Annotated in this window: 28 protein-coding genes; 13 read left to right on the top strand and 15 right to left on the bottom strand. The window is 71.4% G+C overall.

Annotated elements, in window-relative coordinates:
- The first annotated feature begins 155 nt into the window (after nt 1-155).
- Nucleotides 156-728: a phosphatase PAP2 family protein gene (locus QTI20_RS16490; RefSeq protein WP_286552436.1), complete on the top strand. Its 573-nt coding sequence runs from the start codon at nt 156-158 to the stop codon at nt 726-728.
- 132 nt (nt 729-860) lie between these two features.
- Entirely contained in the window at nt 861-1,325 is a 465-nt protein-coding gene (locus QTI20_RS16485; RefSeq protein ID WP_183023771.1) for an Lrp/AsnC ligand binding domain-containing protein, read from the top strand.
- A 21-nt stretch (nt 1,326-1,346) separates the two neighbouring features.
- On the opposite strand, the gene aptA is transcribed toward QTI20_RS16485, so the two are convergent.
- The gene (aptA, locus tag QTI20_RS16480) at nt 1,347-2,699 is read right to left on the bottom strand and encodes an omega-aminotransferase AptA (protein ID WP_286552434.1); all 1,353 of its coding nucleotides are present in this window, start codon (nt 2,697-2,699) and stop codon (nt 1,347-1,349) included.
- 106 nt (nt 2,700-2,805) lie between these two features.
- Here aptA and QTI20_RS16475 point away from each other — a divergent pair, with 106 nt between their 5' ends.
- Nucleotides 2,806-3,747 (top strand): LysR family transcriptional regulator, encoded by a 942-nt coding sequence (locus QTI20_RS16475; protein WP_286552432.1) that lies wholly within the window; start codon nt 2,806-2,808, stop codon nt 3,745-3,747.
- Between the two features lie 18 nt (nt 3,748-3,765).
- On the opposite strand, the gene alr is transcribed toward QTI20_RS16475, so the two are convergent.
- From alr to QTI20_RS16425, 10 genes are all read right to left on the bottom strand, one after another.
- Entirely contained in the window at nt 3,766-4,851 is a 1,086-nt protein-coding gene (gene alr / locus QTI20_RS16470; protein WP_286552431.1) for an alanine racemase, read from the bottom strand.
- Entirely contained in the window at nt 4,848-6,158 is a 1,311-nt protein-coding gene (locus QTI20_RS16465; RefSeq protein WP_286552429.1) for a D-amino acid dehydrogenase, read from the bottom strand. Before QTI20_RS16465 ends, alr begins: the two co-directional genes overlap by 4 nt.
- A 151-nt stretch (nt 6,159-6,309) precedes the next feature.
- A complete protein-coding gene (locus QTI20_RS16460) occupies nt 6,310-7,371 on the bottom strand; it encodes an amidohydrolase family protein (RefSeq protein WP_286552428.1) in 1,062 nt (353 codons plus the stop codon).
- Between the two features lies 1 nt (nt 7,372).
- Complete coding sequence (locus QTI20_RS16455; RefSeq protein WP_183023777.1) at nt 7,373-8,179, bottom strand: cyclase family protein; 807 nt, start codon at nt 8,177-8,179, stop codon at nt 7,373-7,375.
- A gap of 49 nt (nt 8,180-8,228) precedes the next feature.
- Complete coding sequence (locus tag QTI20_RS16450) at nt 8,229-8,987, bottom strand: ABC transporter permease (protein WP_286552425.1); 759 nt, start codon at nt 8,985-8,987, stop codon at nt 8,229-8,231.
- Complete coding sequence (locus QTI20_RS16445; protein ID WP_286552423.1) at nt 8,984-9,781, bottom strand: ABC transporter permease; 798 nt, start codon at nt 9,779-9,781, stop codon at nt 8,984-8,986. Before QTI20_RS16445 ends, QTI20_RS16450 begins: the two co-directional genes overlap by 4 nt.
- The gene (locus QTI20_RS16440; protein WP_286552421.1) at nt 9,781-10,611 is read right to left on the bottom strand and encodes an ABC transporter ATP-binding protein; all 831 of its coding nucleotides are present in this window, start codon (nt 10,609-10,611) and stop codon (nt 9,781-9,783) included. Before QTI20_RS16440 ends, QTI20_RS16445 begins: the two co-directional genes overlap by 1 nt.
- Nucleotides 10,608-11,555, bottom strand: coding sequence for an ABC transporter substrate-binding protein (locus tag QTI20_RS16435; RefSeq protein ID WP_286552419.1), 948 nt, complete (start codon nt 11,553-11,555; stop codon nt 10,608-10,610). Before QTI20_RS16435 ends, QTI20_RS16440 begins: the two co-directional genes overlap by 4 nt.
- A 41-nt stretch (nt 11,556-11,596) precedes the next feature.
- Nucleotides 11,597-12,607, bottom strand: a complete 1,011-nt coding sequence (locus QTI20_RS16430) for a fumarylacetoacetate hydrolase family protein (RefSeq protein ID WP_286552418.1) — start codon at nt 12,605-12,607, stop codon at nt 11,597-11,599.
- Nucleotides 12,604-13,629 (bottom strand): SMP-30/gluconolactonase/LRE family protein, encoded by a 1,026-nt coding sequence (locus tag QTI20_RS16425; protein WP_286552417.1) that lies wholly within the window; start codon nt 13,627-13,629, stop codon nt 12,604-12,606. Before QTI20_RS16425 ends, QTI20_RS16430 begins: the two co-directional genes overlap by 4 nt.
- 223 nt (nt 13,630-13,852) lie before the next feature.
- Here QTI20_RS16425 and QTI20_RS16420 point away from each other — a divergent pair, with 223 nt between their 5' ends.
- Entirely contained in the window at nt 13,853-14,770 is a 918-nt protein-coding gene (locus QTI20_RS16420; RefSeq protein ID WP_286552415.1) for a LysR family transcriptional regulator, read from the top strand.
- Between the two features lie 54 nt (nt 14,771-14,824).
- Here QTI20_RS16420 and QTI20_RS16415 read toward each other — a convergent pair whose 3' ends face one another.
- The gene (locus QTI20_RS16415) at nt 14,825-15,739 is read right to left on the bottom strand and encodes a LysR family transcriptional regulator (RefSeq protein ID WP_286552414.1); all 915 of its coding nucleotides are present in this window, start codon (nt 15,737-15,739) and stop codon (nt 14,825-14,827) included.
- Between the two features lie 107 nt (nt 15,740-15,846).
- Here QTI20_RS16415 and mhpD point away from each other — a divergent pair, with 107 nt between their 5' ends.
- Genes mhpD through dmpG form a run of 8 tightly spaced genes read left to right on the top strand, consistent with a single transcriptional unit; the run spans nt 15,847 to nt 22,122 of the window.
- The gene (gene mhpD, locus QTI20_RS16410) at nt 15,847-16,656 is read left to right on the top strand and encodes a 2-keto-4-pentenoate hydratase (RefSeq protein ID WP_286574225.1); all 810 of its coding nucleotides are present in this window, start codon (nt 15,847-15,849) and stop codon (nt 16,654-16,656) included.
- Entirely contained in the window at nt 16,653-17,438 is a 786-nt protein-coding gene (locus tag QTI20_RS16405; protein WP_286552411.1) for a 2-keto-4-pentenoate hydratase, read from the top strand. The genes mhpD and QTI20_RS16405 overlap by 4 nt, the downstream gene beginning before the upstream one ends.
- Nucleotides 17,439-17,480: 42 nt before the next feature.
- On the top strand, nt 17,481-17,945 hold the full coding sequence (locus QTI20_RS16400) for a carboxymuconolactone decarboxylase family protein (RefSeq protein ID WP_286552409.1): 465 nt from the start codon (nt 17,481-17,483) through the stop codon (nt 17,943-17,945).
- Nucleotides 17,942-18,838, top strand: coding sequence for an amidohydrolase family protein (locus QTI20_RS16395; RefSeq protein ID WP_286552408.1), 897 nt, complete (start codon nt 17,942-17,944; stop codon nt 18,836-18,838). The genes QTI20_RS16400 and QTI20_RS16395 overlap by 4 nt, the downstream gene beginning before the upstream one ends.
- 31 nt (nt 18,839-18,869) lie before the next feature.
- Nucleotides 18,870-19,850 (top strand): Bug family tripartite tricarboxylate transporter substrate binding protein, encoded by a 981-nt coding sequence (locus QTI20_RS16390; protein ID WP_286552406.1) that lies wholly within the window; start codon nt 18,870-18,872, stop codon nt 19,848-19,850.
- 54 nt (nt 19,851-19,904) lie between these two features.
- Nucleotides 19,905-20,129 (top strand): tautomerase family protein, encoded by a 225-nt coding sequence (locus QTI20_RS16385; RefSeq protein WP_183023793.1) that lies wholly within the window; start codon nt 19,905-19,907, stop codon nt 20,127-20,129.
- Entirely contained in the window at nt 20,126-21,085 is a 960-nt protein-coding gene (locus QTI20_RS16380) for an acetaldehyde dehydrogenase (acetylating) (RefSeq protein ID WP_286552404.1), read from the top strand. The genes QTI20_RS16385 and QTI20_RS16380 overlap by 4 nt, the downstream gene beginning before the upstream one ends.
- The gene (gene dmpG / locus QTI20_RS16375; protein ID WP_286552403.1) at nt 21,082-22,122 is read left to right on the top strand and encodes a 4-hydroxy-2-oxovalerate aldolase; all 1,041 of its coding nucleotides are present in this window, start codon (nt 21,082-21,084) and stop codon (nt 22,120-22,122) included. Before QTI20_RS16380 ends, dmpG begins: the two co-directional genes overlap by 4 nt.
- Nucleotides 22,123-22,129: 7 nt before the next feature.
- On the opposite strand, the gene fahA is transcribed toward dmpG, so the two are convergent.
- From fahA to QTI20_RS16360, 3 genes are all read right to left on the bottom strand, one after another.
- A complete protein-coding gene (gene fahA, locus QTI20_RS16370; protein ID WP_286552401.1) occupies nt 22,130-23,440 on the bottom strand; it encodes a fumarylacetoacetase in 1,311 nt (436 codons plus the stop codon).
- A gap of 113 nt (nt 23,441-23,553) precedes the next feature.
- Nucleotides 23,554-24,108: a carboxymuconolactone decarboxylase family protein gene (locus tag QTI20_RS16365; RefSeq protein ID WP_286552399.1), complete on the bottom strand. Its 555-nt coding sequence runs from the start codon at nt 24,106-24,108 to the stop codon at nt 23,554-23,556.
- A 207-nt stretch (nt 24,109-24,315) separates the two neighbouring features.
- Nucleotides 24,316-25,254, bottom strand: coding sequence for a LysR family transcriptional regulator (locus QTI20_RS16360; protein WP_183023797.1), 939 nt, complete (start codon nt 25,252-25,254; stop codon nt 24,316-24,318).
- Between the two features lie 269 nt (nt 25,255-25,523).
- Here QTI20_RS16360 and QTI20_RS16355 point away from each other — a divergent pair, with 269 nt between their 5' ends.
- Entirely contained in the window at nt 25,524-26,492 is a 969-nt protein-coding gene (locus tag QTI20_RS16355) for a Bug family tripartite tricarboxylate transporter substrate binding protein (protein WP_286552397.1), read from the top strand.
- The last annotated feature ends 5 nt before the right edge of the window (nt 26,493-26,497 follow it).

Raw genomic sequence — 26,497 nt, 5'->3', positions numbered from 1 at the left:
TTCAGGCAGAGAAGGCCTTCGCCCCCTAGACTCGCGGCACAACGTTTCAAGCATCTCATCCGCCCTCCCCGGCCCGCCGCTGCCGGCGCATCCGCCCCGCCGCTCCTCCCCGCTGCGCATCGCGCAGCAGGTTCATCCGATTCCAGCTCCCCGCCATGCACGCGCTCAACATCCAGTGGCTGCAGTGGATCGCCGCGGGCGACGAGCCCGCCGCATGGCCGCTGCTGATCGCCTGGCTGTCGGCGCAGTGGGGCACCTGGGTCTGCGCGGCCGGCCTGGCCTGGGTCGCCTGGAAACGGCGCCCCGACCGCTTCTTCCTGGCCGTCGTCGTGGCCGGCGCGGTGCTGGCCTCGCTGCTGTCGCATGCGATCGCGGCCCACTTCAACATGCCCCGCCCCTTCGTCGCCGGCTGGGTCCCGGCCTACATCAGCCACCGTGCGAGCGCGGCCACGCCGAGCACGCATGCGACCGTGATGTTCTTCATCGCCTTCGCCCTGCTGTCGCGCGCGGCGCTGCGCGGGCCCGGCGGCCTGATGCTCGCGATGGCCTGCACCGTGGGCTGGGCGCGCATCTATGTCGGCGTGCACTTTCCGTTCGACATCCTGGCGGGGATCGCGATCGCCGCCGTGCAGGCCGGCGCGCTGATGCTGGCCTGGCGGCCGTACCGCCCCGCCGCGGCCGTGGGCCTGCGCCCGCCGCCGGCGTCGTCCTTCGGCAGGCTGTCCTGATGGGATGCGAGCGCTTTCACCCATGAACTGATCCACTGGATCCTCAAATATCCAGTCGATTCCATTGTGCTGCCGGCGATTCGCAGTGAAAATTCCGGGCGCGCCGCTCAGGCGTTCTACCAAGCAACGACGATGGAACTGGACCGCACCGACCGGAAGATTCTGGACATCCTCCAGCGCGAGGGGCGCATCGCGATGACCGAACTCGCGCAGCGCATCGGCCTGTCGACCTCGCCCTGCTCCGAGCGCGTCAAGCGCATGGAGCGCGAGGGCGTGATCACCGGATACCACGCGCAGCTGTCGCCGCAGGCGCTGGGCAAGACGCTGCTGGTCTTCGTCGAGATCAAGCTGGCCTCGAAGTCGGGCGAGGTCTTCGACAAGGTGCGCCAGGAGCTGCTGCACGTGCCCGACGTGCAGGAATGCCATCTGGTCTCGGGCGACTTCGACTACCTGGTCAAGGCCCGGCTGGGCGGCATGGACGAGTACCGCAGCCTGCTCGGCGACATCCTCAAGAAGCTGCCGGTGGCGGCAGAGTCCCACAGCTACGTGGTGATGGAAGAGATCAAGGAAAGCATGGCGCTGCGCATGGACCGCTGAGCAGCCCGTGCGCAGCCCTGTTCAGGCCGTCTCGGCCAGCGCTTCGCCCAGCGCGTTGACCAGCCGGTCGATCTCGGCCTTCTCGGTGACGAAGGCCGGCGCCAGCTGGATGGTGTCGCCGCCGCTGCGCACATAGAAGCCCTTGCGCCAGCACGCCATCGCGACCTCGAAGGGCCGGCGCGCCGGCTCGCCCGGCAGCGCGGCCAGCGTGATGCCCGCGGCCAGGCCGTAGTTGCGGATGTCGGTGACGTGCTTGAGCCCCTTGAGGCTGTGCACCGCCTCCTCGAAGTACGGCGCCAGCGTCTTCACGCGGCCGATCATGTCCTCGGCCTTCAGCACATCGAGCGCCGCCACACCGGCCGCGCAGGCCACCGGGTGCGCCGAGTAGGTGTAGCCGTGCGCGAACTCGACCATGTAGTCGGGCCCGCCCGCCTCCATGAAGGTCTGGTAGATCTCGTCCTTCGCGACCACCGCGCCCAGCGGCTGCGCGCCGTTGGTGACCTGCTTGGCGATGTTCATGATGTCGGGCACCACGCCGAAGGCCTCGGCGCCCGTCATCGCGCCGCAGCGGCCGAAGCCGGTGATGACCTCGTCGAAGATCAGCAGGATGTCGTGCGCGGTGCAGATGTCGCGCAGCCGCTGCAGGTAGCCCTGCGGCGGCACCACCACGCCGGCCGAGCCGGACATGGGCTCGACGATCACCGCCGCGATGTTCGAGGCGTCGTGCAGCGCGATCAGGTCGAGCAGGCGGTCGGCGAGTTCGGCACCCTGGGTGGGCATGCCGCGCGTGAAGGCCTGGCCGGGCAGCAGCGTGTGCGGCAGGTGATCGGCCTCGATGCCGGCGCCGAAGACCTTGCGGTTGCCGCCGATGCCGCCCACCGACAGGCCGCCGTAGTTGACGCCGTGGTAGCCCTTCTCGCGCCCGATCAGCCGGGTCTTGCTGGCCTTGCCCTTGGCGCGCCAGTAGGCGCGTGCCATCTTGAGCGAGGTGTCGGCCGCGTCGGAGCCGGAGTTGGTGAAGAACACGCGATCCAGCCCGGCGGGCGTGAGTTCCTGGATCTTGTTGGCCAGCTCGAAGGCCAGCGGATGGCCGAACTGGAAGGCCGGCGCGTAGTCGAGCCTGGCGATCTGGCGGCTCACGGCCTCGGTGATCTCGGGGCGGCCATGGCCCAGGCCGGTGCACCACAGGCCCGACAGGCCGTCGAACACCTTGCGGCCCTCGCCGTCGGTGAAGTAGGTGCCCTTGGCCTCCACGATCATCCGCGGGTCGGCCTTGAAGTGGCGGTTGCCGGTGTAGGGCATCCAGTAGGCGTCCAGCGACGGGGTGTCGGTGTGCTGTGGTGCGGCGGGTGGAGCGACGGTCGAAGTGGACATGGGGCGGCCCGCGGCAAACGCGGCGTGAAGGGGTGGAGAAGCCGCGATTGTTGGGCCGCGATTCACCGGCGAGAATGACGCGATATCCACGTTCACTTGCGGATCCATGAAAGTAAGTACGAAGCACAAATCGCGCGCGCTGCTCGGCCAGCTGAGCGACATGGACCTGCGCCTGCTGCGGGTGTTCAAGACCGTCGTCGAATGCGGCGGCATGACCGCGGCCGAGCTGGAGCTCAACATCGGCGCCTCGACCGTGAGCCGCCACGTCAAGGACCTCGAGACGCGGCTCGCGATGGTGCTGTGCCGGCGCGGCCGGGCCGGCTTCGCGCTCACCTCCGAGGGCCAGCAGGTCTACGAGCAGACGCTGCGGCTGCTGGCTTCGGTTGATGCCTTCCGCAGCAGCATCGACGACATCCACCAGCGCCTGGGCGGCCAGCTCGACGTGGCGGTGTTCGACAAGACCGCGACCAACCCGCAGGCCCGGCTGGGCGAGGCGGTGGCGCGCTTCCGCGCGGCCGCGCCGGGCGTGCGCCTGTCGCTGCATGTGGCGAGCATCAACGCCATCGAGCGCGGCGTGATCGACGGCCGCTTCCAGGTCGGCATCATTCCCTCGCACCGCAGCTCCGAGAGCCTGGCCTACGCCGACCTGTTCGGCGAGACCATGCTGCTCTATTGCGGGCAGCGGCATCCGCTGTTCACGGGCTCGCACACCGGCCTGAGCTGGGCCAGGCTGCGCACCCACGCCTTCGCCGGCCTGGGCTACCACTCGCCCAACATGGAGCTGAGCCACCGCGCCGAGCTGCCGCGCAAGGCCACGGGCTTCGACCAGGAGTCGATCGCCACGCTGATCCTCTCGGGCGAGTTCCTGGGCTTTCTGCCCAACCACTATGCCGAGGCCTTCGAGCAGCGCGGCCTGATGCGCGCGATCGCGCCCAAGCGCTTCCACTACGCCTGCCAGTTCGTCAGCCTGGTGCGCAGGTCGCCCGCGCCCTCGCGCGCCACCCAGATGTTCGCCGACTGCCTGGTGGCGGCGCATGCGCCGGCCTGAGGCCCGGCGCTGCTTCTTCTATTCGTAGGCGACCGGCACGCGCTTGAGGTTGCACAGCAGCTCGTAGGCGATGGTGCCCGCGCGCCGCGCCACCTCGTTGACCTCGACCTGCGCGCCCCACAGCTCGACCCGGCTGCCGATGCCGGCCTCGGGCCGGGTGCTCAGGTCGACCGTCAGCATGTCCATCGAGACCCGGCCGATCAGGCGCGTCAACGCACCGTCGACCGCCACCGGCGTGCCGGTGCCGGCCAGGCGCGGATAGCCGTCGGCATAGCCCGCGGCCACCAGGCCCACGCGCGTGGGCGCGTCGGCCACGAAGGTCGCGCCATAGCCCAGCGCATCGCCGGGCTGCAGCGTGCGCACCGCGAAGACCTGGCTCTCGAAATGCATCACGGGGCGCAGCGGCTGCGCGCGCCCGTCCCCCGCTTCGCGCCAAGCCGGCGGCATCGGGTCCGCGCCGTAGAGGCAGATGCCGGGCCGCGCCCAGTCGCGCCGGGCGCCGGGCCAGCCGAGGAGGCCGGCCGAGTTGCTCAGGCTGCGGTCGCCGGGCAGTTCGCGGGTCGCGGCATCGAAGGCCGCGAGCTGGCGCGCCGTCATGTCGCGGCCGGGTTCGTCGGCCTGCGCCAGGTGCGTCATCAGCACGATGTCCGAGACCTTCCCACTGGCGCGCAAGCGCGCATGGGCGGCCGGCATGTCGGCCAGCGCGAAGCCGGCCCGGCCCATGCCGGAGTCGGCCTTGAGCCAGACCTGCAGCGTGCCCGGATGCGGATCGGCCTCGATCATGCGCAGCTGCACTTCGTGGTGCACCACCACCCACAGGCCCAGCGCATGGGCGGCCGCCAGTTCGTCGGCATCGAACAGCCCTTCGAGCACGAGGATGGGCGCGCGGATGCCGGCCGCGCGCAGGGTCGCGGCCTCGTCGAGGAAGGCGACCGCGAAGCCGTCGGCCTGCCCTTCCAGCGCCTGCGCGCAGCGCACCGCGCCGTGGCCGTAGGCATTGGCCTTGAGCACCGCCAGCGCGCGGCCGCCATGCAGCCGGCGCACCAGCGCGTAGTTGTGGCGCAGCGCACCGAGGTCGATGCGCGCACGGGATGGCCGGGTCATGCCGAGGCCGGGGTCGAGGCGGCCGAAGGCTGCAGCGCGCGATGGCGCGCGCCGTCGCTCGCATAGCGGTCGATGCCCAGGCCGCTGCTGCTGATCTCGGGGCGCCGGCCGGTCACCATGTCGGCGATCAGCTTGGCCGAACCGCAGGCCATGGTCCAGCCCAGGGTGCCGTGGCCGGTGTTGAGGAACAGGTTCGGGTACTTTGTCGCGCCGATCACCGGCGTGCTGTCGGGCGTCATGGGCCGCAGGCCGGTCCAGAAGCTCGCGGCCGCCACGTCGCCGCCGGGGAACAGGTCGGTCACCACATGCTCCAGCGTCGCCCGGCGCCGCGGGTCCAGCCGCAGGTCGAAGCCACCGAGCTCGGCCATGCCGCCCACGCGGATGCGGTCGTCGAAGCGCGTGACCGCGATCTTGTAGGTCTCGTCGAGCACGGTCGACTGCGGCGCGAAGGCCGGATCGACCAGCGGCACGGTCAGCGAGTAGCCCTTGACCGGGTAGACCGGCAGGTCGATCTCGGCCGACTGCAGGAAGCTGCGCGAGTAGCTGCCGAAGGCCAGCACGAAGCGATCGGCCTTCAGCACCTCGGCGCCCACGCGCACGCCGGTGATGCGGCCACCCTCGGTGATCAGCCCGTCGACCGACTGGCCGAAGCGGAAGTCCACGCCCAGGCCGCGCGCGAGTTCGCACAGCGCGGTGGTGAAGCGATGGCAGTCGCCGGTCTCGTCCTTGGGCAGGCGCAACCCGCCCGCGAGCCGGTCGCGCGCCTGGGCCAGGCTGGGCTCGACCGCCGCGAGCTGGTCGGCGCGCAGCAGCTCGTAGGGCACATTGCATTCCTCGAGCACCGCGATGTCGCGCTGCACCGCATCGACCTGCGCCTGGGTGCGGAACAGCTGCAGCGTGCCGCCGGTGCGCTGCTCGTACTGGATGCCGGTGTCGGCGCGCAGCTGCTGCAGGCAGGCACGGCTGTACTCGGCCACGCGCATCATGCGTTCCTTGTTGATCGCATAGCGCTCGGGCGAGCAGTGGCGCAGCATCTGCGCCATCCACTGCAGCTGGAACAGGCTGCCGTCGAGCCGGATCGCGAGCGGCGCGTGCTTCTGGAACATCCACTTCATGGCCTTGAGCGGAATGCCCGGCGCGGCCCAGGGGGTGGAGTAGCCGGGCGAGACCTGGCCCGCGTTGGCGAAGCTGGTTTCCAGCGCCGGCCCCGGCTGCCGGTCGAGCAGCGTGACTTCGGCGCCCGATTTCGCGAGGTAGTAGGCGCTGCTGATTCCGATGACGCCGCCGCCGAGGACGATGACTTTCATGACGAGACCCTGTGTGTGATCGGTGGAGTGATCCCACAAATTTAGGGCGGGAGGCCCCGCAAGTTCGATCGAACTTCGGGCCACTTGCAGTGAATCTTGCTGGCGCGCCCCCGCAAAGGCGGCGCCGGGAGTGAAAGGCCCGGCGCGGCCCCTAGCCGATCCCGAACAGCCGCCGCGCGTTGCCACCCAGCAGCGCCGCCTGCTCCGCGTCCGTCACGCCGGGGATGGCCGCCATCAGCGCATGCGGCGCATCGTGGCCCATGTCGAAGGGATAGTCGGTGCCCATCAGCACCTGCGAGGCGCCGACGACCTCGATCAGGTGGCGCAGCGCCATCGGCTCGTGGACCACGGTGTCGAAGAACATCTCGCGCAGGTAGTCGCGCGGCGCGCGCGCCATCGTCGCGGCCTCGGGGCGCACGGCTCGCGCATGGGTCGAGCGGCCGAGGCAGGTCGGCAGGTAGCCGCCGCCGTGCGCGGCCAGGATGCGCAGGCCCGGATGGCGGTCCAGCACGCCGCCGAAGATCAGCCGCGACAGCGCCACCGTGGTCTCCAGCGGCTGCCCGATGGTGTTGCTCAGGTAGTGGGTCGCGAGCCGCGCGCCGAGCTGGGTGCCGAAGGGGTGGAGGAAGACCACCGCCTGCAGCGCGGCGGCCATGGCCCAGAAGGGATCGAGCGCCGGGTCGTCGAGCTCCCGCCCCGCGGCCGAGGTCGAGATCTCCACGCCCTGCAGCCCCAGCCCCTGCACCGCGTGCGCGAGCTGGGCCGCGGCGCACGATGGGTGCTGCAGCGACACCGTGCCCAGGCCGCGCAGCCGCTCGGGGTGGGCCGCGCACAACGCCGCGATGTGCGCGTTCTGCAGCGCCACGATCTCCTCGGCCAGCGCCGGCTCGGCCCAGTAGTGGTACTGGTGCGGCGAGGGGCTCAGGACCTGCACGTCGACGCCCATCGCGTCCATGTCGGCGAGCCGCTGCGCCATGTCCATGAGCCGCGGCAGGGCCTGCGGCAGCATCACGGCCTGGTTGTGCGCGGCCGAGGCTGGGCCCATGCTTTGCTGCATCGCGGCCACCTCCGCCAGCTTGGCGGGGTGCCCGGCCACCAGCGCCTCGACCGCCGGCGTCACCACATGGCAATGCACGTCGACCGTGAAGGGCCGGGTGCCGGGCGCGGGTGCGCGGCAGGGCGCGCCGCCCTCGCCGCAGAGGTGCACCCACATCTCAGTGCGCGGCCTGCAGGCGCCGGTCGAAGATCGCGACCGCGCGCGTCCAGCCGGCCGAGGCCGCGCGGATCTTGTGCGGGAAGCAGGCGATGTGGAAGCCGGTGGGCGGCAGCGCCTCGAGGTTGTGCAGCTTCTCCAGGTGGCAGTAGCCGATGTCGCGGCCGGCCTTGTGGCCTTCCCACAAGAGCCGCGTGTCGCCGGTCTCCGCGAACTTCTGCGCGGTGTAGCTGAAGGGCGCGTCCCAGCTCCAGGCATCGGTGCCGGTGAGCCGCACGCCGCGCTCCAGCAGGTACATGGTGGCCTCGTAGCCCATGCCGCAGCCGGCGTTCACGAAGTCGTCGTGGCCGTAGCGCGAACCGGCGCGCGTGTTCACCACCACGATCTCCAGTGGCGACAGCGTGTGGCCGATGCGCGCCAGCTCGGCCTCGACCTGCGCGGCCGTGACCACGTGGCCGTCGGGCAGGTGGCGGAAGTCGAGCTTCACGCCGGGCTGGAAGCACCAGTCGAGCGGCACTTCGTCGATGGTGATCGAGGGCCGCGCGCCGCCGAGCTTGCCGTCCATCGTCGAATGGAAGTGGTAGGGCGCGTCGAGGTGGGTGCCGCTGTGGGTCGTGAGCCGCACCCATTCGGAGGCCGCGGCCTCGCCGTCGGGATAGTCCTCGGGCCGGGTGCCGGGCAGCAGCCGGGTGAACTCGTCCACGGTCTCGGCGTGGGCCTTGTATTCGATGCGCGGCGCCAGCGGCGGCGGGTCGGAGAGCACGTCGTTCTCCAGGTAGATCGACAGGTCGACGAAGGTGGTGGTCATGGTGGGTGGCTCGTGGGAATGGAGGAGGAAGAAGGAAGAAGGCGCGGGCTCAGGGCCGCTGCCAGCGCAGCAGCCGGCCCTCGAGCAGCGCCAGCAGCGCGTTGCTCGCCAGCCCGACGCCGCCCAGCAGCACGACGCCGGCGAACAGGTCGGCCGAGCGGAAGCTGCGCGCGGCCTGCACGATGGCCGTGCCTAGGCCCGACTGCGAGGCCAGCATCTCGCCGACGATGGCCAGGATCAGCGCCACGGTGAGCGACAGCCGCATGCCGCCCAGCACATCGGGCAGCGCATTGGGCAGGCCCACCTTCCAGATGAAGGCCGCGCGCGACAGCCGCAGCACGCGGCCGACCTCGAACAAACGCGGCTCGACGGCCGCGAAGCCGTGCACCGTGGCCAGCAGCACCGGCCAGACCGCGCCGAAGGCGATCACGCACAGCACCATCGACTGCGACAGGCCCATGAGCGCGATGGCCAGCGGCATGAGGGCCGAAGCCGGCAGCGGCCGCACGAACTCCAGCGTGGGCTGGACCCAGGCGCGCAGCGCGGCCGAGGTGCCGATCAGCGCCCCCAGCAGCACGCCCGCGATCGAGGCCAGCAGCCAGCCGTAGACCATGCGCTCCACCGTCTGCAGCAACAGCGCGAGCAGTTCGCCCTGGCGCAGGCCGTCGCGCAGTGCCTCGGCCGTGGCCAGCGGGCCGGGCAGGAACACCGCCGAGACCCACTCGAAATGCGCCGCCGCGCCCCACAGCAGCACGAAGGCCAGCACCACGCCGACGGCGGCCAGCGCCTCGCCGAAACGCGGCTTCATCGCCCGGCTCCCGTGGTCGCGAGGCCGCTGAACCAGCGCCGCTGCAAGGCCAGCAGGCCCGCGTTGAGGCCCCAGCCCAGCAGCCCGACCCAGGCCAGCACCGCGAGCATCAGCTCGGGCGCGAGGCTCTGCTGCGCCGAGAGCAGCGCATAGCCCAGGCCCTGCGGGTTGCTCGCGATCTCGGTCGTGACCGCCACCACCAGCGCGATGCCGATGCACAGCCGCAGCGCGACGAACAGCCGCGGCAGCGCGGCCGGCAGCACGATCTTGCGCACCCGCGCCGCCACCGGGAGGCGCAGCATCCGCCCCACTTCGAGCAGGCGCGCCGGCACGGCCTGCACCGCCGCATGGGACAGCATCAGCATCGGGAAGAAGACCGAGAAGCCGACCACGAAGATCTCCAGCCGGTAGCCGAAGCCGAACACCAGCATCGCGACCGGGATCAGCGCCACCGCCGGCAGCGGGCGCAGCAACTCGACCAGCAGCGCGCCGCGCGCGGCCACCCGGCGCGACAGGCCGAACCAGACGCCCACCAGCAGGCCCAGCGCACCGCCCGCGAGCAGGCCGCCCAGCATCGCGGCCAGGGTCTGCCAGGTGGCGTTCCAGAGACTGCCGTCGGCCAGCGCCTGCAGCAGCGCCTGGAGCACCGCGCTGGGCAGCGCGACGGCGTCGCTCTGCACCGGGCGCCAGCGCAGCAGCGCCTCGGCCGCCCCCAGCGCGCCCAGGGGCAGCACCCAAGCACGCCAGGCCCGACGGGCCTCGGCCGGCGACGCAGCGAGGATCGCGGCGGCCATCAGTGCGCCTCCAGCAGGTAGTCGTAGGCCTGGCGGCGCAGCCGCAGGAACTCGGGGTCCTCGCGCGTGGCCAGCTGGTTGCGCGGCCAGGGCAGCCGCACGGTGAAGGTCCGGGCCAGGCTCGAGGCCTCGCCGGGGTTGGCGCGCAAGGCCACCACCGTGTCGCTCAGGTAGATCGCCTCGTCCAGGTCGTGCGTGATGAACAGCACCGTGGTGCCGGTCTCGCGCACCAGCCGCAGCATCTCGTCCTGCAGGTCCTGGCGGGTCATGGCGTCGAGCGCGCCGAAGGGCTCGTCCATCAGCAGCACCGCGGGCCGCTGCGCCAGGCAGCGCGCGATCTGCACCCGCTGCTGCATGCCGCCCGAGAGCTGGCGCGGAAACTTCTCGGCATGCGCGGCCAGGCCGACCTTGGCCAGCAGTTCGGCGATGCGCGGGCCGCGCTGCGCGGCCGGCACCCTGGCCGCCTCGAGCGCCAGGCTCACGTTGCCGGCGACGGTGCGCCAGGGCAGCAGCGCGTTGGCATAGTCCTGGAACACGATCGCCACGTCGGGCGCCGGGCCGTCCACCGCCACGCCCTCGCGCCGCACCGCGCCGCGCGTGGGCGACACCAGGCCGGTCACCAGACGCAGCAAGGTGGTCTTGCCGCAGCCCGAGGGACCGACCACGCTCACGATCTCGCCGCGGCCGATCGAGAAGCTCAGGCGGTTGAGGATGCGCCGGCCGCTGAAGTCCAGGCCCAGCTCGTCGAAGGCGATGAGCGGGGCGGCGGCCTCGGCCGGTGCAGAGGCGTCGGCCGGCGGCACCACGCGCAACAGTCCACCCGCGCTCATGGCAGGATCACCGAGCCCAGCATGGGCTGCTTCTTGAGCATGTCCTGGGCGCGCATCGTGTCGACCCAGAAGCGCAGGTGCTCGTCGGTGAGCGTCGTGACCCAGTTCGGCCAGGGCGTGGCGCGCAGCACCGGCGGCGGCACCTTGAAGTACTTGCCGATGTCCTCGTAGCCCTGGTCCTTGTGGGCGTTGCCGAAGACGACGGCCTCCTGCACCGCGTCGCGGAAGGCCTTGACCGCGGCCGGGTTGGCCACCGCCCACTTGCGCGTCGACACGTAGAGCACCGACGAGAAGCCGTTGGCCAGCTCGTTCGAGAAGGCCGGCACCGCGGTGCCGATCTGGCCCTGCACGATGCGGCCGACGAAGGGCTCGGCCGTGGCCACCAGGTCGACGCTGCCGCCCTTGAGCACGTCGGGCATCTGCGGAATGGCGACCTCCACGAACGTCACCTTCTTCGGATCGACGCCGTGGTCGAGCAGCCACTTGCGCACCAGCAGGTGGAGGGTGGCGTTGAAGCCGGGCACGCCGACCTTCCGGCCCACCAGGTCGGCGGCCGTGTTCACGCTCAGGCCGTTGCGCACCACCAGGCCGACGCCGCGCGAGCGGGTCTCGTAGACGCCGCCGCCGGCCACGGCCACCAGGTCGAGGCCGCTGTCGGTGGCCTGCAGCAGCACCGGCGGCGTGGTGCCGCCGATCTGCACCGAGTTCGACACCACGGCGGCCGGCACGTTGGGGCTGACCGGGATCAGCTGCAGCTTGACGTCGAGCCCGTGCTTGGCGAAGAGGCCCTGCTCCTTGGCGATGAAGATGGCGCCGAACTCGGGCGTGGCGGTGTAGCTCACGGTGAGCGGGATGGCCGGCGTGGCGGCCTGCGCGGCGCCGAAGCCGGCCGCGAAGGTGAGCGTCAGCGCGAGGGCGAGAAGGCTGCGTCGTGGGATGGACATGGCGTCTCCTTGTCGTTCGTGGATGTCTGCGTGGTGGCCGTTCAGTGCCCGGCGGGCGCGGCCGCCAGCACCTGCTGGTCGATCGCGCCGAAGGGCGCGGGCACGGCCGCGTCGGGCCCGGCCTCGTCGAAGCGCGCCTCCATGCGCACCCGGTCGCCGAAGCGCATGAACTCGGTGCGCGGCGCGCCGTGCGCCAGGATCTCCAGCACGCGGCGTTCGGCGATGCACGAGGAGCCCGCCTCCGGCGCCGCGTTCGACACCGTGCCCGAGCCGATCACGGTGCCGGCCGACAGCCGCCGCGTGCGCGCCGCATGCGCGATCAGCTGGCCGAAGTGGAAGTTCATCGCGCCGCCATGCGCCTGGCCGAAGCGCTCGCCGTTCCAGCCCACGTGCAGCTTCATGTGGATGCGGCCCTCGTGCCAGGCGCTGCCGAGTTCGTCGGGCGTGATCGCCACGGGCGCGAAGCTGGTCGAGGGCTTGGCCTGCAGGAAGCCGAAGCCGGCCTTCATCTCGCGCGGGCCGAGCGCACGCAGGCTCCAGTCGTTGATCTGCACCAGCAGCCGCACATGGGCCAGCGCGCGTTCGGGGGCGACGCCCAGCGGCACCGCGTCGACGATCACGCCGAACTCGCCCTCGAAATCGATGCCCTGCGCCTCGTCGGGCAGCCGCACCACCTCGCGGGCGCCGAGGAAGTCGTCGCTCGCGCCCTGGTACATCACGGGCACGGTGTCGAACTCGGGGATGGGCGGCGTGTCGAAGGGGCGTTCCATCAGGCGGCCGTGGTGCAGGAAGGCCGAGCCGTCGCACCACTGGGGCGCGCGCGGCAGCGGCGCCATCGCGAGCGCGGGGTCGAAGTCGAAGGCCGCTTCGACATCGCCGGCGTTGAGCGCCGCAGAGCGCTGCTGCAGCGCGGGTGCGTGCCGGTCCCAGGACTCGAGCAGCGCCAGCAGTGTCGGCGCGATGTCGCGCGCATCGACGGCGCGCCGCAGGTCGCGGGAAACGAGGACCGGCCGGCCGTCGCGGCTGCCGTCGTGGAGGGTGGCGAATTTCATGGTGTCTCCGTGGTGGATGGATGGTGTTCTTCGTCCCAATGGACCATCGGCAGGCCGGCCACCGGCGCGCGGAAGCTGGGCAGCGTGCTGCCGCGCAGGCTTCCGAGGTAGACGGTGCGCAGGTCGGGCCCGCCGAAGGTGATGCTGGCCATCCAGGGCGCGAGGCTGCCGTGCGTCGCCTCGAGGATCTCGGGCGTGAGCTGGCCGGCGTCGAAGGCGCCCAGCAGCCGCGCCTTGGTGGCGGGATGGCTGTCGTCGAGCAGGGTCAGCAGTTCGCCCTCGGGCGTGATCGCCACCAGCTCGTCGCTGAAGATCAGCGTGATCCAGAGGTTGCCGAAGGCATCGAAGGCGAAACCGTCGGGAAAGCCCGGCAGGCGCGACGGCCCGTAGACCTCGCGCGCGCCCAGCGTGCCGTCGTCGGCCACGCGCAGCCGCGTGATGCGCTGGCCGGTGCTCTCGACCACGTAGAGCCACTCCTCGGCCGCATCGAAACGGATCTCGTTGGTGCCGCAGAAGCCCTCGGCCACGATGCGCAGGCCCTGCGCGTCGAGACGCGCGATGTAGCCGTCGGCGTTGCGCGTCTGGAGCTGGCGCGTCCAGGGCTGCTCGCGCGTGGTCACGGTGAGCCACACGCGGCCGCGCCGGTCGCGCAGCACATGGTTGGCCTTGCCCAGCGGGCGGCCGTCGATGCGGTCGTGCAGGGTCCGCAGCACGCCATCGCGGTCCATGCGCTCCAGCGCATCGGTGCCCCAGTTGGCGATCAGCAGGTCGCCGTTGGCGGCGAATGCGAGGCCGTTGGGCAACGAGACGACATCGCCGCGGCCCTCGACGCGCGGCGCGACCAGCCGCTGCGAGCGGTCCGGCGCGATGCGCATCACGCCGCCGCGTGCATCGGCCGCCCACAGCGTGCCGTCGCGTTCGGCCAGCACGCACTCGGGCCGCTGCAGCCCCTGCCCCACGTGGCGGATGGCGGCACGGTCGACCTGCCATCCCTTCAACGGATTGCGGGACGCATCGCTCATGGCAGCACGGCGGGAAACGAGGGCGGGATCGGCATGGGCGGCGATCCTACGGAGGCCCTCGCGCATCGGGAAATCGACTTTGGCGATCGCTGACATCGGCATCGCCGATAGTGGTAATCCCTAGGTCCATCGACCGCTCGAGGCCTGTCCATGGCATGCATGCCACGCGGCCGCGCCACGCACGGCGCGCCGTATCATGCGCTGCCCTTCACTTGCCTGAGCCATGCGATACCAACGCATCGATTTGAACCTGCTGGTCGCGCTGGATGTCCTGCTGGCGGAGCAGAACGTGACACGCGCCTCCGAGCGCCTGCACATGACGCAGTCGGCGACCAGCGGCGTGCTGGCGCGATTGCGCGACTACTTCGGCGATCCGCTGCTGGTGGCTGTCGGCCGCAGCATGAAGCTCACGCCGCTGGCCGAGAGCCTGGTGCTGCCGGTGCGCGACATCATCCTGCGCATCGACGCCACCGTCTCGATCAAGCCCGACTTCGATCCCGCGCTGGCGCAGCGCCACTTCATCATCATCGCCTCGGACTATGTCGCGCGCGTGCTGCTGGCCGAGGTGCTGCGCCGCGTGAGCCAGCTCGCACCGGGCCTGAGCTTCGACCTGCGCCCCACGCACCCGGGCATGGCGAGCGACCTCGACCAGGGCCTGGCCGATTTCCTGATCACGCCCGCGCACCTGACCGCCGACCAGCATCCGCAGGCCGTGCTGTTCGAGGACACCTACCAGGTCATCGCCTGCGCCCAGCACGCCACGCTGGGCGAAACCATCGACCTCGCGCAGTACACCGCGCTGGGCCACGTGGTCTACCAGGACGACCGCGGCGGCAACCCCTGGTTCGAGCAGTGGTACGCCAACGAATACGGCCGCACGCGGCGCATCGAGGTCATCACCCATGCCTTCACCCTGATGCCGCGCTTCCTGGTCGGCACGCAGCGCATCGCCACCATCCAGACGCGGCTCGCGCAGCAGTTCGCGCAGTCGATGCCGATCCGCGTGCTGGCACCGCCCATGGCCACGCCGCGCCTGACCGAGGTGCTGCAGTGGCACAGCCTGCGCGAGAGCGACCCGGGCACCGCGTGGATGCGCGACCAGCTGCTCGAGGTCGGGCAGCGGCTGCCGGTGCTGGGCTGAGCGCGTCGCCGCCTCGCCGGACCGCACCAGCGCGCGTCCGACACCGGCGGCGCTTCAACGCGCCGACGCGGGCCGCGGCACGCTGCCCCTGCGGTACGCATCCACCACGTCGAGAAAAGCCAGCAGCACCGGCGAGCGGTCGTCGCGGCGGTAGAGGCAGCTCAGCTCCACGTCGTTGAGGTCGCTGGCGCGCAGCGGCCGGTACACCATGTTGGGCAGGCGCAGGTTCATCGCCGGCTCGGTCGTGATGCAGACGCCGAAGCCGGCCGAGACCAGCGCCACGCAGGTCAACACGTCCTCCACCTCCTGCTCCACCCGCAGGCGCAGCTTGGCGCGCTGGAAGGCCGCGGTGACGGCCTGCGCCAGGCCCGCGATCGGCAGGTTGGGGTAGAGGATCATGGGCTGGTCCTCGAGGTCGCGCAGCGAGACGGTCTTGCGCGCGCACAGCGGGTGCTTGTCGTAGAGGCCGACCACCAGCTTCTCGCGCCGCACCGGCTCGACCGCAATGTCGGGCGCCTCGGGCACCAGGCGGTTGAAGCCGACGGTGATGCGCCGCTCGCGCAGCGCCTCGAGCTGCTCGATCTTGCTCATGGTGTGCAGGCCGATCTGCACGTCGGGCCGCTGCGCATGGAAGCGCGCGAGCAGCTGCGGGATCACGCTGAGCACGCTGGCGGTGAAGATGCCGATCTCGATCTTGCCGCCCAGGCCGCGCGCCGCGCGCAGGGTGCGCTCCTCGGCCAGGCGGGCCAGCGACAGCACGTTGGGAACCTCCTCCAGCAGCGCCTGCCCGGCGACCGTGAGGTCCACGCCCTTGGCGGTGCGCACGAACAGCGCCACGCCCATGCCCTCCTCCAGCGCGCGGATCTGGCGCGTGAGCGGCGGCTGGGTCATGTGCAGCTTCTCGGCCGCGCGCGAGAAGTTCCGCTCTTCGGCGAGCGCGAGGAAAAGGCGCATCTGTCGCAGGTCCATGGGTTCTCCTGTTCAATACCCAAAGGGTATCAAACCTGGAAAAATCGGTATTTGACCGTATCGAAGGTGCTGCGGATGATCAGGCCCCACAAGGAGACCTCGATCCCATGACACCCCAGCAACACCTGCAGGCCGCGGCCGCGCTGCGCGACGCGGCGCGCACCGGCCACTTCATCGCGCCGCTGCGCGAACAGTTCACCGACATCACCGGGGACGATGCCTACGCCATCCAGAAGATCAACACCGAGCTGCGCGTGCAGCAGGAAGGCCGGCGTGTCGTCGGCTGCAAGATCGGCCTGACTTCGCGCGTGGTGCAGCAGCAGCTCGGCGTCGACCAGCCGGACTTCGGCGTGCTGTTCGACGACATGGTCTACGGCGACGGCGAGCTGGTGCCGGCCGAGGTGCTGCACCAGCCCAAGGTCGAGGCCGAGATCGCCTTCGTGCTCGGCCGCGACCTCGACATGGCGCTGCCCGGCCACGCCGACCTGATCCGCGCCATCGACTACGCGCTGCCCGCCATCGAGATCGTCGGCAGCCGCATCGCCGCCTGGAACATCAAGTTCGTCGACACCGTCGCGGACAACGCCTCGGCCGGCGCCTACGTGCTGGGCACCACGCCGCGCAAGCTGGCCGACTTCGACCTGCGCCTGGCCGGCATGGCCATGCTGCGGCGCGGCGAGCCCGTGTCGACCGGCGCCGGCGCGGCCTGCCTGGGCCATCCCCTCAATGCCGTGGTGTGGCTGGCCCGCACCATGGCGCGGCTGGGCGCACCGCTGCGCGCGGGCGACCTGGTGCTCTCGGGCGCGCTCGGCCCGATGGTGGCCGTGACGCCGGGCGACATCTTCGAGACCCACATCAACGGCCTGGGCAGCGTGCGCGCGGCCTTCGCGGCAGCCCCTGGCGGAGACAAGGCATGAACGACACCACGACCCCTTCCATCGAGCACTTCGCCGAGCTGCTCGACAGCTGCGCGCGCGAGGCCCGCGAGCTGCCGCAGATCGATCCCGAGAACCGCCTCGGCCTCGACGAAGCCTATGCGATCCAGGCCGCGTCGATCCGGCGCCGCATCGCGCGCGGCGAACGCCGCGTGGGCGTGAAGATGGGCTTCACCAGCCGCGCCAAGATGCTCCAGATGGGGCTGTCGGACGTGATCTGGGGCCGGCTCACGTCCAGCATGCAGGTGGAGGAAGGCACGGCCATCGACTTCTCGCGCTTCGTGCATCCGCGCTGCGAACCCGAGCTGGCCTTCGTGCTCAAGAAGCCGCTGGCGGGCGACGTGACCGGGCCGGAAGCGCTGGCCGCGGTCGAGGCCATCGCGCCGGCGCTGGAGATCATCGACTCGCGCTACCAGGACTTCAAGTTCACGCTGCCCGAGGTGATCGCCGACAACGCCTCGTCGAGCGCCTTCGTGGTCGGCCCCTGGAGCGATCCGCGCCGGGTGGACTTCGGCAACCTCGGCCTCACGCTGAACATCGACGGCCGCGTGGCGCAGGTGGGCTCCACCGCCGCGCTGCTGGGCCACCCGCTGCGTTCGCTGGTGGCGGCCGCGCGGCTCTCGGCCGCGGCCGGCGAGCCGCTGCAGGCCGGCTGGATCGTGATGGCCGGCGGCGCCACGCCGGCCGAATGGATCCGCCCGGGCCAGTACGTCTCGGTCGAGATGGAAAAGCTCGGCCAGGCCGGCTTCCACCTGAAGGGCTGAGCCGCCTTTCCTTCGCCCCCACAACACCAGGAGACAGACACCATGAGTTCCACCCCCGCCAAGCCCTTCGACCCTTCGGTGATCGAGCGGGTCATCGGCCCCTGCCTAGAAGGCCAGCAGAGCCCCGAGGCACGCGGCCAGGTCTACCGCGACCTGCTGGGCTACGTGCCGCCGCGCATCCAGTCGCGCTTCCATGTCACGGGCGCGCTGGACCCGAAGATGCTCGACCTGCAGGAGCAGATGCGCACGCACGCCATGTACACCGACGTGCTCGACCCCAAGACCGTGCAGCTGATGCTGTTCGGCATGCTGCTGATGGACATGAACGACGCGGCCACCACGCACGGCCTGGCGGCGCGGCGCGCGGGCGCGGGCTGGGACGAGATGCAGGCCGTCATCAGCCTGTGCTTCCTGTTCCGCGGCCTGCCCGCGGCCAACCGCGGCGCCGACATCCTGGCCGATCTCGCCCAGCGCGAGGACGCCGCCTCGAAGGCCGCCGCAGCGTGAGCACGCCCACCACCGCGGGCGTTGCGGCACCGCCGTGCCCGGGCCCGGACCGCAACCTCCGCCGGCCGCGCTTCACGCTGCCGCGCGGCGCCGTCGACACGCATGCGCATGTCTTCGGCCCGCAGGCGCGCTACCCCTTCTCGCCCGAGCGCAGCTACACGCCCGAAGACTGCACGGTCGACCAGTACCGCACCCTGCTCGACACGCTGGGCATCGCCCGCTGCGTGCTGGTGCAGGGCGGCGCGCACGGCACCGACAACCGCGCCACGCTCGATGCGATCGAGGCGCTCGGCCCGCGCGCCCGCGGCATCGCGGTGATCCGGCCCGGCCTCTCGCCAGAAGCGCTGCAGGCGCTGCACGACGGCGGCATGCGCGGCTGCCGTATCTCGACCGTGGTGCGCGGCGGCGCGAACTTCGAGCACCTGGAAGCGCTGGCCGAGGCCACGCATGCGCTGGGCTGGCACCTGGTGCTGCACCTGCGGCACTCGGCCGAGCTGACGGCGCTGGCCCCGCGCCTGCGCGCCCTGCCCAAACCCTTCGTGCTCGACCACCTGGGCCATGTGCTGGGCAGCGAAGGCACGCAGAGCGAAGGCTTCGCGGCCGTGATGGACCTGCTGGACACCGACCGCTGCTGGGTCAAGCTGGCCAGCCTCTACCGATCGTCCTCGCTGCCCTACCCGCACCCCGACATGCTGCCGATGGTGCACGCGGTCGCGCAGGCGCGGCCCGACCGGCTGCTGTGGGGCACCAACTGGCCGCACCCGATCCATGCGGGCGCGATGCCCAACGACGCCGACACCGTCGACCTGATCCCGCTCTGGGTCCCCGACCCCGAGGTGCAGCAGCAGATGCTGGTGCGCAACCCGGCACGGCTGTACGGCTTCGACGACTGACCCCCGAACAGAAGACAACTGGAACAGAACAATGAAGACAAACCCGATTCGACACCTCGCCCGCCTGCTGGCCTGCGGCACGCTGATGGCCTTCGCCACCGCCGGCATGGCACAGAGCTTCCCGAGCCGCCCGATCACCATCGTGGTCCCGTTCCCGCCGGGCGGCACCACCGACATCCTGGCGCGCGCCGTGGCCGAAGGCATGGGCCGCGAGCTCAAGCAGACGGTGATCGTCGACAACCGGCCCGGCGCCGGCGGCAACGTGGGCACCGAGGTGGTGGTGCGCGCCAAGCCCGACGGCTACACGCTGCTGGTCAGCACCGCGGGCCCGCTGAGCATCAACCAGCATCTCTACAAGCGCCAGGGCTACGACCCGGCCAAGGACCTGTCGCCGATCGGCATGCTGGCCTCGGTGCCGATCGTGCTGGTGACGAACCCCGCGCAGCCCTACAAGACGCTGGCCGAGTTCATCGCCTACGCCAAGTCGCATCCGGGCAAGCTCTCGTACGGCTCGCAGGGCAACGGCACCACCAGCCACCTCACCATGGAACTGCTCAAGTCGCAGGCCGGCCTCGACCTGGTGCACGTGCCCTACCGCGGCAGTTCGCCGGCGGCCAACGACCTCATGGGCGGCGCGATCCAGGTGATGTTCGACAACTCGCCTTCGACCCTGCCCTTCGTCGAGTCGGGCCGCATGCGCGGCCTGGGCGTGGCGACGGCGCAGCCGGTGGCGGCGATCAAGGGCCTGCCGGCCATCGCGGAGAGCGTGAAGGGCTTCGAGTCCGTCGCCTGGTTCGCGATCGTCGGCCCGGCCGCCCTGCCCGCCGACGTGCTGCACAAGCTCAATGCGGCGGTCAACACCACGCTCAAGCGGCCCGACCTGGTGCAGCGCTTCGCGGCCACCGGCGTGGAACTGACCGGCGGCGAGCCCAAGGCACTGGCCAGCTTCATGCAGGCCGAGAGCATCAAGTGGGGCAAGGTGGTGCAGTCCGCCGGCGTGAGCCTCGACTGACCCGCCTCGCCGCCTCCACCCCAGAAATTCCATCACCATCCACAAGGGAAACCCATGCCCATCGTCCACATCCAGATGCTCGAGGGGCGCGACGCCGCCACCGTGAGCCAATGCCTGCGGGAGGTCGCGCGCGTAGTGCACCAGACGCTCAGCGCGCCGCTGGAGACCATCCGCGTCGTCGCCACCGAGGTGCCGCACACCCACTGGGCCATCGGCGACCGCACGCGCAGCGACATCGAGGCCGAGAAGAAGGCGGCCAAAGCGGAGCCGGCATCGTGAGCGCCCGGCTCAAGGTCGCGATCATCGGCCCCGGCAACATCGGGACCGACCTGATGATCAAGGTGATGCGCAACAGCCAGCACCTGGAGATGGGCGCGATGGTCGGCGTGGACCCGGCCTCGGAAGGCCTGCAGCGCGCCGCCCGCCTGGGCGTCGCGACCACGGCCCAGGGCCTGGACGGCCTGCTCGCGCTCGAGGTCTTCCCCGACATCGACATCGTCTTCGACGCCACCTCGGCCGGCGCGCACGCCCGCCACAACGAGGTGCTGCAACAGCACGGCGTGCAGGTGATCGACCTGACGCCCGCGGCCATCGGCCCCTACGTGATCCCGGCCATCAACCTCGAGGCCGAGAACGCCAGCAACATGAACATGGTGACCTGCGGCGGGCAGGCGACGATCCCGATCGTGGCGGCCGTCTCGCGCGTGGCCAAGGTCTACTACGGCGAGATCGTGGCCTCGATCTCCAGCAAGTCCGCCGGCCCGGGCACCCGCGCCAACATCGACGAGTTCACCGAGACCACGCGCGCCGCGATCGAGAAGCTGGGCGGCGCCCAGCGCGGCAAGGCCATCATCGTGCTGAACCCGGCCGAGCCGCCGCTGATCATGCGCGACACGGTGTTCGTGCTGTCGGAGCCCGCCGACCAAGCCGCGGTGGAACGCAGCATCGAACAGATGGTGGCGAGCGTGCAGGCCTATGTGCCGGGCTACCGCCTGAAGCAGCGCGTGCAGTTCGACGTGGTGCCGCCCGAGGCGCCGCTCAACATCCCCGGCCTGGGCCCGCGCCACGGCCTCAAGACCTCGGTGTTCCTCGAAGTCGAGGGCGCCGCCCACTACCTGCCGGCCTACGCCGGCAACCTCGACATCATGACCTCGGCCGCCCTGGCCTGCGCCGACATGATGGCCCGGCGCCGCATCGCCGCCGGCATCGCGCGCGGCCTGAAGGAAGCAGCATGACCGCCACCAAGAAACTCTACATCTCCGACGTGACGCTGCGCGACGGCAGCCACGCCATCCGCCACCAGTACAGCCTGGCCAATGTGCGCGCCATCGCGGCCGCGCTCGACGCCGCCGGCGTCGACAGCCTCGAGGTCGCGCACGGCGACGGCCTGGAAGGCTCGAGCTTCAACTACGGCTTCGGTGCCCACACCGACGTCGAGTGGATCGCCGCCGCCGCCGAGAGCGTGAAGCACGCGAAGATCGCGACCCTGCTGCTGCCCGGCATCGGCACCACGCACGACCTGCGCAATGCCTACGACGCCGGCGCGCGCGTGGTCCGCGTGGCGACCCACTGCACCGAAGCCGACGTCTCGCGCCAGCACCTGGAGTACGCGCGCGAACTGGGCATGGACCCGGTGGGCTTCCTGATGATGAGCCACATGACCACGCCGCAGAAGCTGGCCGAGCAGGCGAAGCTCATGGAGAGCTATGGCGCCACCTGCGTCTACGTGGTCGACTCCGGCGGCGCGCTGGGCATGCAGGACGTGCGGGATCGCTTCCGCGCCTTCAAGGAGGTGCTCAAGCCCGAGACCGCCACCGGCATCCATGCGCACCACAACCTGAGCCTGGGCGTGGCGAATTCCATCGTGGCCGTCGAGGAAGGCTGCGACCGCATCGACGCCAGCCTGGCCGGCATGGGCGCGGGCGCGGGCAATGCGCCGCTGGAGGTCTTCATCGCCGCGGCCGCGCGCCTGGGCTGGAACCACGGCTGCGATCTCTACCGCCTGATGGACGCGGCCGACGACCTGGTGCGCCCGCTGCAGGACCGCCCGGTGCGGGTGGACCGCGAGACGCTGGCGCTGGGCTATGCGGGCGTGTACTCGAGCTTCCTGCGCCATGCGGAGGCCGCGGCGCAGAAGTACGGCCTCAAGACCGTGGACATCCTGGTCGAGCTGGGCCGGCGCAAGATGGTCGGCGGCCAGGAAGACATGATCGTCGACGTGGCGCTGGACCTGCTCAAGCCGCGCGAACAGGCGGCGGCGCACGCCGGCTGAGCCGGCCTCAACGGCGCGCGGGCAGCACCATGCCCGTGCAGGCGCCGAAGCCGATCGACACGAAGCCCGGCGCGGCGCTGCGCGCGGAGATCAGCACCTCGTCGCCGTCTTCGAGGTAGGTGCGCTCCTCGCCATTGGGCAGCGTGACGCCGCGCCGGCCCGCCCGCGTCAGTTCGAGCAGGCAGCCCAGCCGATCGTCCGTCGGGCCGGAGACGGTGCCGCTGCCCAGCAGGTCGCCGGTCTCCAGCCGGCAGCCGTTGCTCGCCTGGTGCGCGAGCATCTGGCCCACCGTCCAGTACTGGTCGGCGAAGCGCGGGCGCGCGAGCACCGCCGGTGCGCTGCGGGCACGCCGCATCGCGGGCGTCCGCAAGCGGATCTCCAGGTCGATGGACAGCCCGCCCCGCAGCCGGTCCGACGCCTCGTCCAAGCAGGGCAGCAGGGGTGCTGCGCCTGGTTCGCGCGGCGCGGCCGGGACCCGGAAAGGCGCCATCGCCTCGGCGCTCACGACCCAGTCGCCCACCGTGGAGAAGAAGCTCTTGGACAGGAAGGGCCCCAGCGGGCTGGACTCCCAGGCCTGCAGGTCGCGCGCCGACCAATCGTTCAGCAGGCTGAAGCCGAACACATGCCGCGGCGCATCCTGGAGCGCGATGCGATCGCCCAGCGCGCTGCCCTGCCCCACGTACACGCCCAGTTCGCATTCGAAGTCGAGCGCCTGGCTGGCCTCGAAGACGGGCACCGATTCGTCCGGCCGCAGGAACTGTCCCATGGGCCGATGGAACGCGGTGCCGCTCGCGCCCAGCGTGGAGGCGCGGCCGTGGTAGGCCACCGGGTGGGCATGGAAGTTCGGCAGCACCGGGTTGTCGGGGCGCCGCAGTTGTCCGCAGTTCCGCGCATGGTGCAGGGAGGTGTAGAAGTCGGAGAAGTTGCGCACGTCGACCGGCCGCAGCATCGTGAGCCCGTGGCGCGGGAACAGGCAGGCATGCAGGCGCCTGTCGATGCACGCATCGGCGCGCAAGGCCCGAGAGAGATCGCGGCGCAGTGCCGACGCATGGCCTGCCGGCAGCGCCATCAGGCCGTTGAGCCAGCCGTCCCGGCAGGCGCGCACGCCCTGCGCTGCCGCGCCGCCCAGCACGCCCGCATCGGTCGCGGCCACGAGGTCCAGCACGGCGTCGGAGATCGCGACCCCGAGCGTGGGCCGGCCGGTGAGCGGCGAGACGAAGCGGCCGAAAGGCAGGTTCTGGATCGGGAAGTCGGCGGCATCCGCGGCGCTGGCGGGGACCCAGCTTCGCAGGGCCGGGTCGTGGGTTTCGTTGAGCATGGAATGGCTTTCGGTCGAGTGCACGGCCGCGACACGGCGCCGCGGCGCCATGCCTGCGATGCCGGATCGGGAGTGCGATGGAGCGGCGCGCGCGGCCGCGGCGCCGGACGGCCTCAGACGCCGTCGAAAGGGTCGGCCATGCCGGGCGGCAAGGCCACCCGATGCGCCACCAGCGTGATCGCCACGTTGGTGTAGTGGCCCAGCAGCGCGGTCAGGTCGACCAGGCCCACGGTGCCCAGCGCCTGCCAGGCACGCGCGTAGGTGTCGTCGTCGACCTGGCGCGTGGCGAGCAAGGCGGCGCAATAGCCGTGCACCGCGGCATCGAGCGCATCGTCGAAGGCCGGCACCCGGCCGCGCCGGAGCGCGTCGATCACGGCCTCGGACAGGCCCGCCTCCCGTGCCGCGGGCGCGTGCGCCAGCCACTCGAAGCCCGCCCGCCAGTGGCGCGCCACCAGCAGGATCGTGAGTTCGCGCGCACGCGCCGGCAGCCCCGAGGCCTTGAGCGCATCGCCCAGCCCGGCCCAGGCCTGGGCGAGCGGCAGGTCGTGGACCAGGATCGTCCGGGGGCCGACGACCGCGCCGAGCGCCGCGGCCGTGCGCTCGAGCAGGCGTCGCTGGGCCGGGTCCAGCGCCTCGGCCGGCGGCGCGGTGATGCGGGGCGCATTCATCGGCGGCCTCCCTGCGGGGTGGCAACGCGGGCCTGCAAGGGGGTCGGGGAAGGAATGAGCAGCATCAATGCGCGCGTGTCATGCATGGCGATGGGGATGGAAGCGGCGCCGGAATGGCGATGGCGCAAGGCTAAGGCTTCGGCGCGTCGAGGCCACCGGCACGCGCGCATAGCAGGCATAGCGCGCTGGGCATCGCCAGGCCCGCCCTCAGCGCGGCGCCACCGACCAGGTGCCGCGCTGCTCGAGTTCGCGCGCCAGCTGCAGCACCAGCGCGCGCACCTCGCGCGTGGCGCGGGTGCTGTTGCGCGTGGCGTTCTCGCCCAGCACCACGGTGCGCACGATCGCAGGGTCCTCGATCGGCGCGGCCTGCAGCTGGCCGGCCTCGACCTCCCAGGCCACCGCCTGCTGGACCAGCACGGTGTAGGCCGCGTGATGCATCACGATCTGCTTGAGGATGTGGATCGACTCGGCCTCGGCGATCACGTCGAAGGCCACGCCGCGCTCGCGGGCGATCGCCTCGAGCCGGCTGCGCAGCCCGTTGGGGCGACTGGGCAGCACCAGCTGCAGCCCGTCGAGCCGCTCGAAGGGCACCGCGGCGCCGGCCGTGAGCGCATCGCCCCGCGGCCCGACGAGAAAGGCCTGGGCCAGCGCCACCTGCTCGGTCTTGTGCTCCAGGTTGCGTCCGTCGTCGAACAGCAGCGCGAGGTCGAGTTTGCCGTTGGCCAGCCACTCGTCGAGCTGCCGGTTGGAGCCGTCGGTGAACTGCAGCCGCACACCGGGCATCCTTTTCTGCACCAGCCGGCACAGCGGTCCCACGATGTGCTGTGTGGTGGACGAGAGGATGCCGATGCGGACCTCGCCCGAGGGCAGGGCCGCGCTGGCGTGGATCTCCTCGAACACATCGGCGGCTTCGCGCAGCAGCGACAGCACGCGCGGGTAGGTGCGCTGGCCCAGGTCGGTCAGCGCCACGCCGCGGCCATTGCGATGGAACAGCGCGCCGCCGCATTCGCGCTCCAGCGCATGGATCTGCCGGCTCACGGCCGGCTGCACCGTGCCCAGCGCGATCGCGGCCTTGGTCAGGCTCCCGGCCTCGGCCACTTCCACGAACACCTTCCAGCGGGTGAGATCGAGATGCAAGAGTTTCATAAGAAGGCGGCGCGCGGCCGAAACCGCGGCTCCGGCATGACGGCGACGTCGTTCGCATCGCGTCAGGAATCGGTCGGCGATCTTATCAAGCGAGGGGGACGAAAGGCCCGGCCGATCCAGTGCCGCACAGGCATAGCTGGTATCGCCCGCGGCCGGGGCCAGGCGACGCGATGGCGCCTAGAGTCGCCCTGTACCCCGCGTCGGACGACCGGCGTCCCGGCACCGCGCCGAGCTGCCGCGAGTCCGCCAGACCATCCAGGAGACAAGAAATGAACCCCCTTCGCCGCGCACTGCTTGGCACCGCCGCGCTGGCCCTCGCCATGGCCGCGCATGCCCAGGGCAGCTACCCCTCGCAACCGATCCGCATCATCGTGCCCTTCCCGCCCGGCGGGCCGGCCGATGCACTGGCGCGGGTCGTCTCGAACAAGCTCGCGCCGCTGCTCGGCCAGCCGGTGCTGGTCGACAACCGGGCCGGCGCCGGCGGCACGCTGGGCGTGAACCTGGTGGCCAAGTCCAGGCCCGATGGCTACACCCTGGTGCTGGTCGGCCCGGGCCCGCTGGTCGTGCTGCCCTCGGTGGCGCGGCTGCCCTACGACCCGCTGCGCGACCTGCAGCCGATCACGCAACTGGTGACCGCGCCCATGGTGGTGCTCACCAGCGGCACCTCGCGCTTCAACTCGCTGGGCGACGTGGTCAAGGCCGCGCGGGCGCGCCCCGGCACGCTGAACTACGCCTCCTCCGGCGCGGGCAACTCGAACCACATCGCCTCCGAGCTGCTCAAGCGCGAGACCGGCATCGACATGCAGCACGTGCCGTACAAGGGCGCCGGCACCGCGCTGACCGCGCTGATGGCGGGCGACACCGAAGTCGGCATCCTCGACATGCCGGGCCTGCCGGCGCAACTGCAGGGCGGCCGCCTCAAGGCATTGGCCGTGACCAGCGCGCAGCGCTCGCCCATGCTGCCCGAGGTGCCGACCACGGCCGAGGCCGGCTACCCGTCGGTGCAGGCCACCAGCTGGTTCGGCCTGTTCGCGGCCGCGCAGACGCCGCGCGAGGTGGTGATGAAGCTCAACCGGTCGGTGGTGAGCGTGCTCAAGGAGCCCGACGTGCAGGAGGCGGTGACCAAGCTGGGCGCGCAGATCGTCGCCGGCTCGCCCGAGGCCTTCGAAGCCTTCGTGCGCAGCGAGGCCGGCCGCTGGGGGCCGATCGCGGTGTCGGTCGGCATCCGGCTGGAGTGAGCATG

The organism is Variovorax sp. J2P1-31 (genome assembly GCF_030317215.1).
GTDB lineage: Bacteria > Pseudomonadota > Gammaproteobacteria > Burkholderiales > Burkholderiaceae_C > Variovorax.
Note: the sequence above shows the minus strand (reverse complement) of the source record. Positions and strands in the feature narration are given on the sequence as shown.

What these genes read in the sequence shown, in the direction of transcription:
- QTI20_RS16490 (WP_286552436.1), top strand. Translation starts at nt 156, where the DNA reads ATGCACGCGCTCAACATCCAGTGGCTGCAGTGGATCGCCGCGGGCGAC.
- QTI20_RS16485 (WP_183023771.1), top strand. Translation starts at nt 861, where the DNA reads ATGGAACTGGACCGCACCGACCGGAAGATTCTGGACATCCTCCAGCGC.
- aptA (WP_286552434.1), bottom strand. Translation starts at nt 2,699, where the DNA reads ATGTCCACTTCGACCGTCGCTCCACCCGCCGCACCACAGCACACCGAC.
- QTI20_RS16475 (WP_286552432.1), top strand. Translation starts at nt 2,806, where the DNA reads ATGAAAGTAAGTACGAAGCACAAATCGCGCGCGCTGCTCGGCCAGCTG.
- alr (WP_286552431.1), bottom strand. Translation starts at nt 4,851, where the DNA reads ATGACCCGGCCATCCCGTGCGCGCATCGACCTCGGTGCGCTGCGCCAC.
- QTI20_RS16465 (WP_286552429.1), bottom strand. Translation starts at nt 6,158, where the DNA reads ATGAAAGTCATCGTCCTCGGCGGCGGCGTCATCGGAATCAGCAGCGCC.
- QTI20_RS16460 (WP_286552428.1), bottom strand. Translation starts at nt 7,371, where the DNA reads ATGTGGGTGCACCTCTGCGGCGAGGGCGGCGCGCCCTGCCGCGCACCC.
- QTI20_RS16455 (WP_183023777.1), bottom strand. Translation starts at nt 8,179, where the DNA reads ATGACCACCACCTTCGTCGACCTGTCGATCTACCTGGAGAACGACGTG.
- QTI20_RS16450 (WP_286552425.1), bottom strand. Translation starts at nt 8,987, where the DNA reads ATGAAGCCGCGTTTCGGCGAGGCGCTGGCCGCCGTCGGCGTGGTGCTG.
- QTI20_RS16445 (WP_286552423.1), bottom strand. Translation starts at nt 9,781, where the DNA reads ATGGCCGCCGCGATCCTCGCTGCGTCGCCGGCCGAGGCCCGTCGGGCC.
- QTI20_RS16440 (WP_286552421.1), bottom strand. Translation starts at nt 10,611, where the DNA reads ATGAGCGCGGGTGGACTGTTGCGCGTGGTGCCGCCGGCCGACGCCTCT.
- QTI20_RS16435 (WP_286552419.1), bottom strand. Translation starts at nt 11,555, where the DNA reads ATGTCCATCCCACGACGCAGCCTTCTCGCCCTCGCGCTGACGCTCACC.
- QTI20_RS16430 (WP_286552418.1), bottom strand. Translation starts at nt 12,607, where the DNA reads ATGAAATTCGCCACCCTCCACGACGGCAGCCGCGACGGCCGGCCGGTC.
- QTI20_RS16425 (WP_286552417.1), bottom strand. Translation starts at nt 13,629, where the DNA reads ATGAGCGATGCGTCCCGCAATCCGTTGAAGGGATGGCAGGTCGACCGT.
- QTI20_RS16420 (WP_286552415.1), top strand. Translation starts at nt 13,853, where the DNA reads ATGCGATACCAACGCATCGATTTGAACCTGCTGGTCGCGCTGGATGTC.
- QTI20_RS16415 (WP_286552414.1), bottom strand. Translation starts at nt 15,739, where the DNA reads ATGGACCTGCGACAGATGCGCCTTTTCCTCGCGCTCGCCGAAGAGCGG.
- mhpD (WP_286574225.1), top strand. Translation starts at nt 15,847, where the DNA reads ATGACACCCCAGCAACACCTGCAGGCCGCGGCCGCGCTGCGCGACGCG.
- QTI20_RS16405 (WP_286552411.1), top strand. Translation starts at nt 16,653, where the DNA reads ATGAACGACACCACGACCCCTTCCATCGAGCACTTCGCCGAGCTGCTC.
- QTI20_RS16400 (WP_286552409.1), top strand. Translation starts at nt 17,481, where the DNA reads ATGAGTTCCACCCCCGCCAAGCCCTTCGACCCTTCGGTGATCGAGCGG.
- QTI20_RS16390 (WP_286552406.1), top strand. Translation starts at nt 18,870, where the DNA reads ATGAAGACAAACCCGATTCGACACCTCGCCCGCCTGCTGGCCTGCGGC.
- QTI20_RS16385 (WP_183023793.1), top strand. Translation starts at nt 19,905, where the DNA reads ATGCCCATCGTCCACATCCAGATGCTCGAGGGGCGCGACGCCGCCACC.
- dmpG (WP_286552403.1), top strand. Translation starts at nt 21,082, where the DNA reads ATGACCGCCACCAAGAAACTCTACATCTCCGACGTGACGCTGCGCGAC.
- fahA (WP_286552401.1), bottom strand. Translation starts at nt 23,440, where the DNA reads ATGCTCAACGAAACCCACGACCCGGCCCTGCGAAGCTGGGTCCCCGCC.
- QTI20_RS16365 (WP_286552399.1), bottom strand. Translation starts at nt 24,108, where the DNA reads ATGAATGCGCCCCGCATCACCGCGCCGCCGGCCGAGGCGCTGGACCCG.
- QTI20_RS16360 (WP_183023797.1), bottom strand. Translation starts at nt 25,254, where the DNA reads ATGAAACTCTTGCATCTCGATCTCACCCGCTGGAAGGTGTTCGTGGAA.
- QTI20_RS16355 (WP_286552397.1), top strand. Translation starts at nt 25,524, where the DNA reads ATGAACCCCCTTCGCCGCGCACTGCTTGGCACCGCCGCGCTGGCCCTC.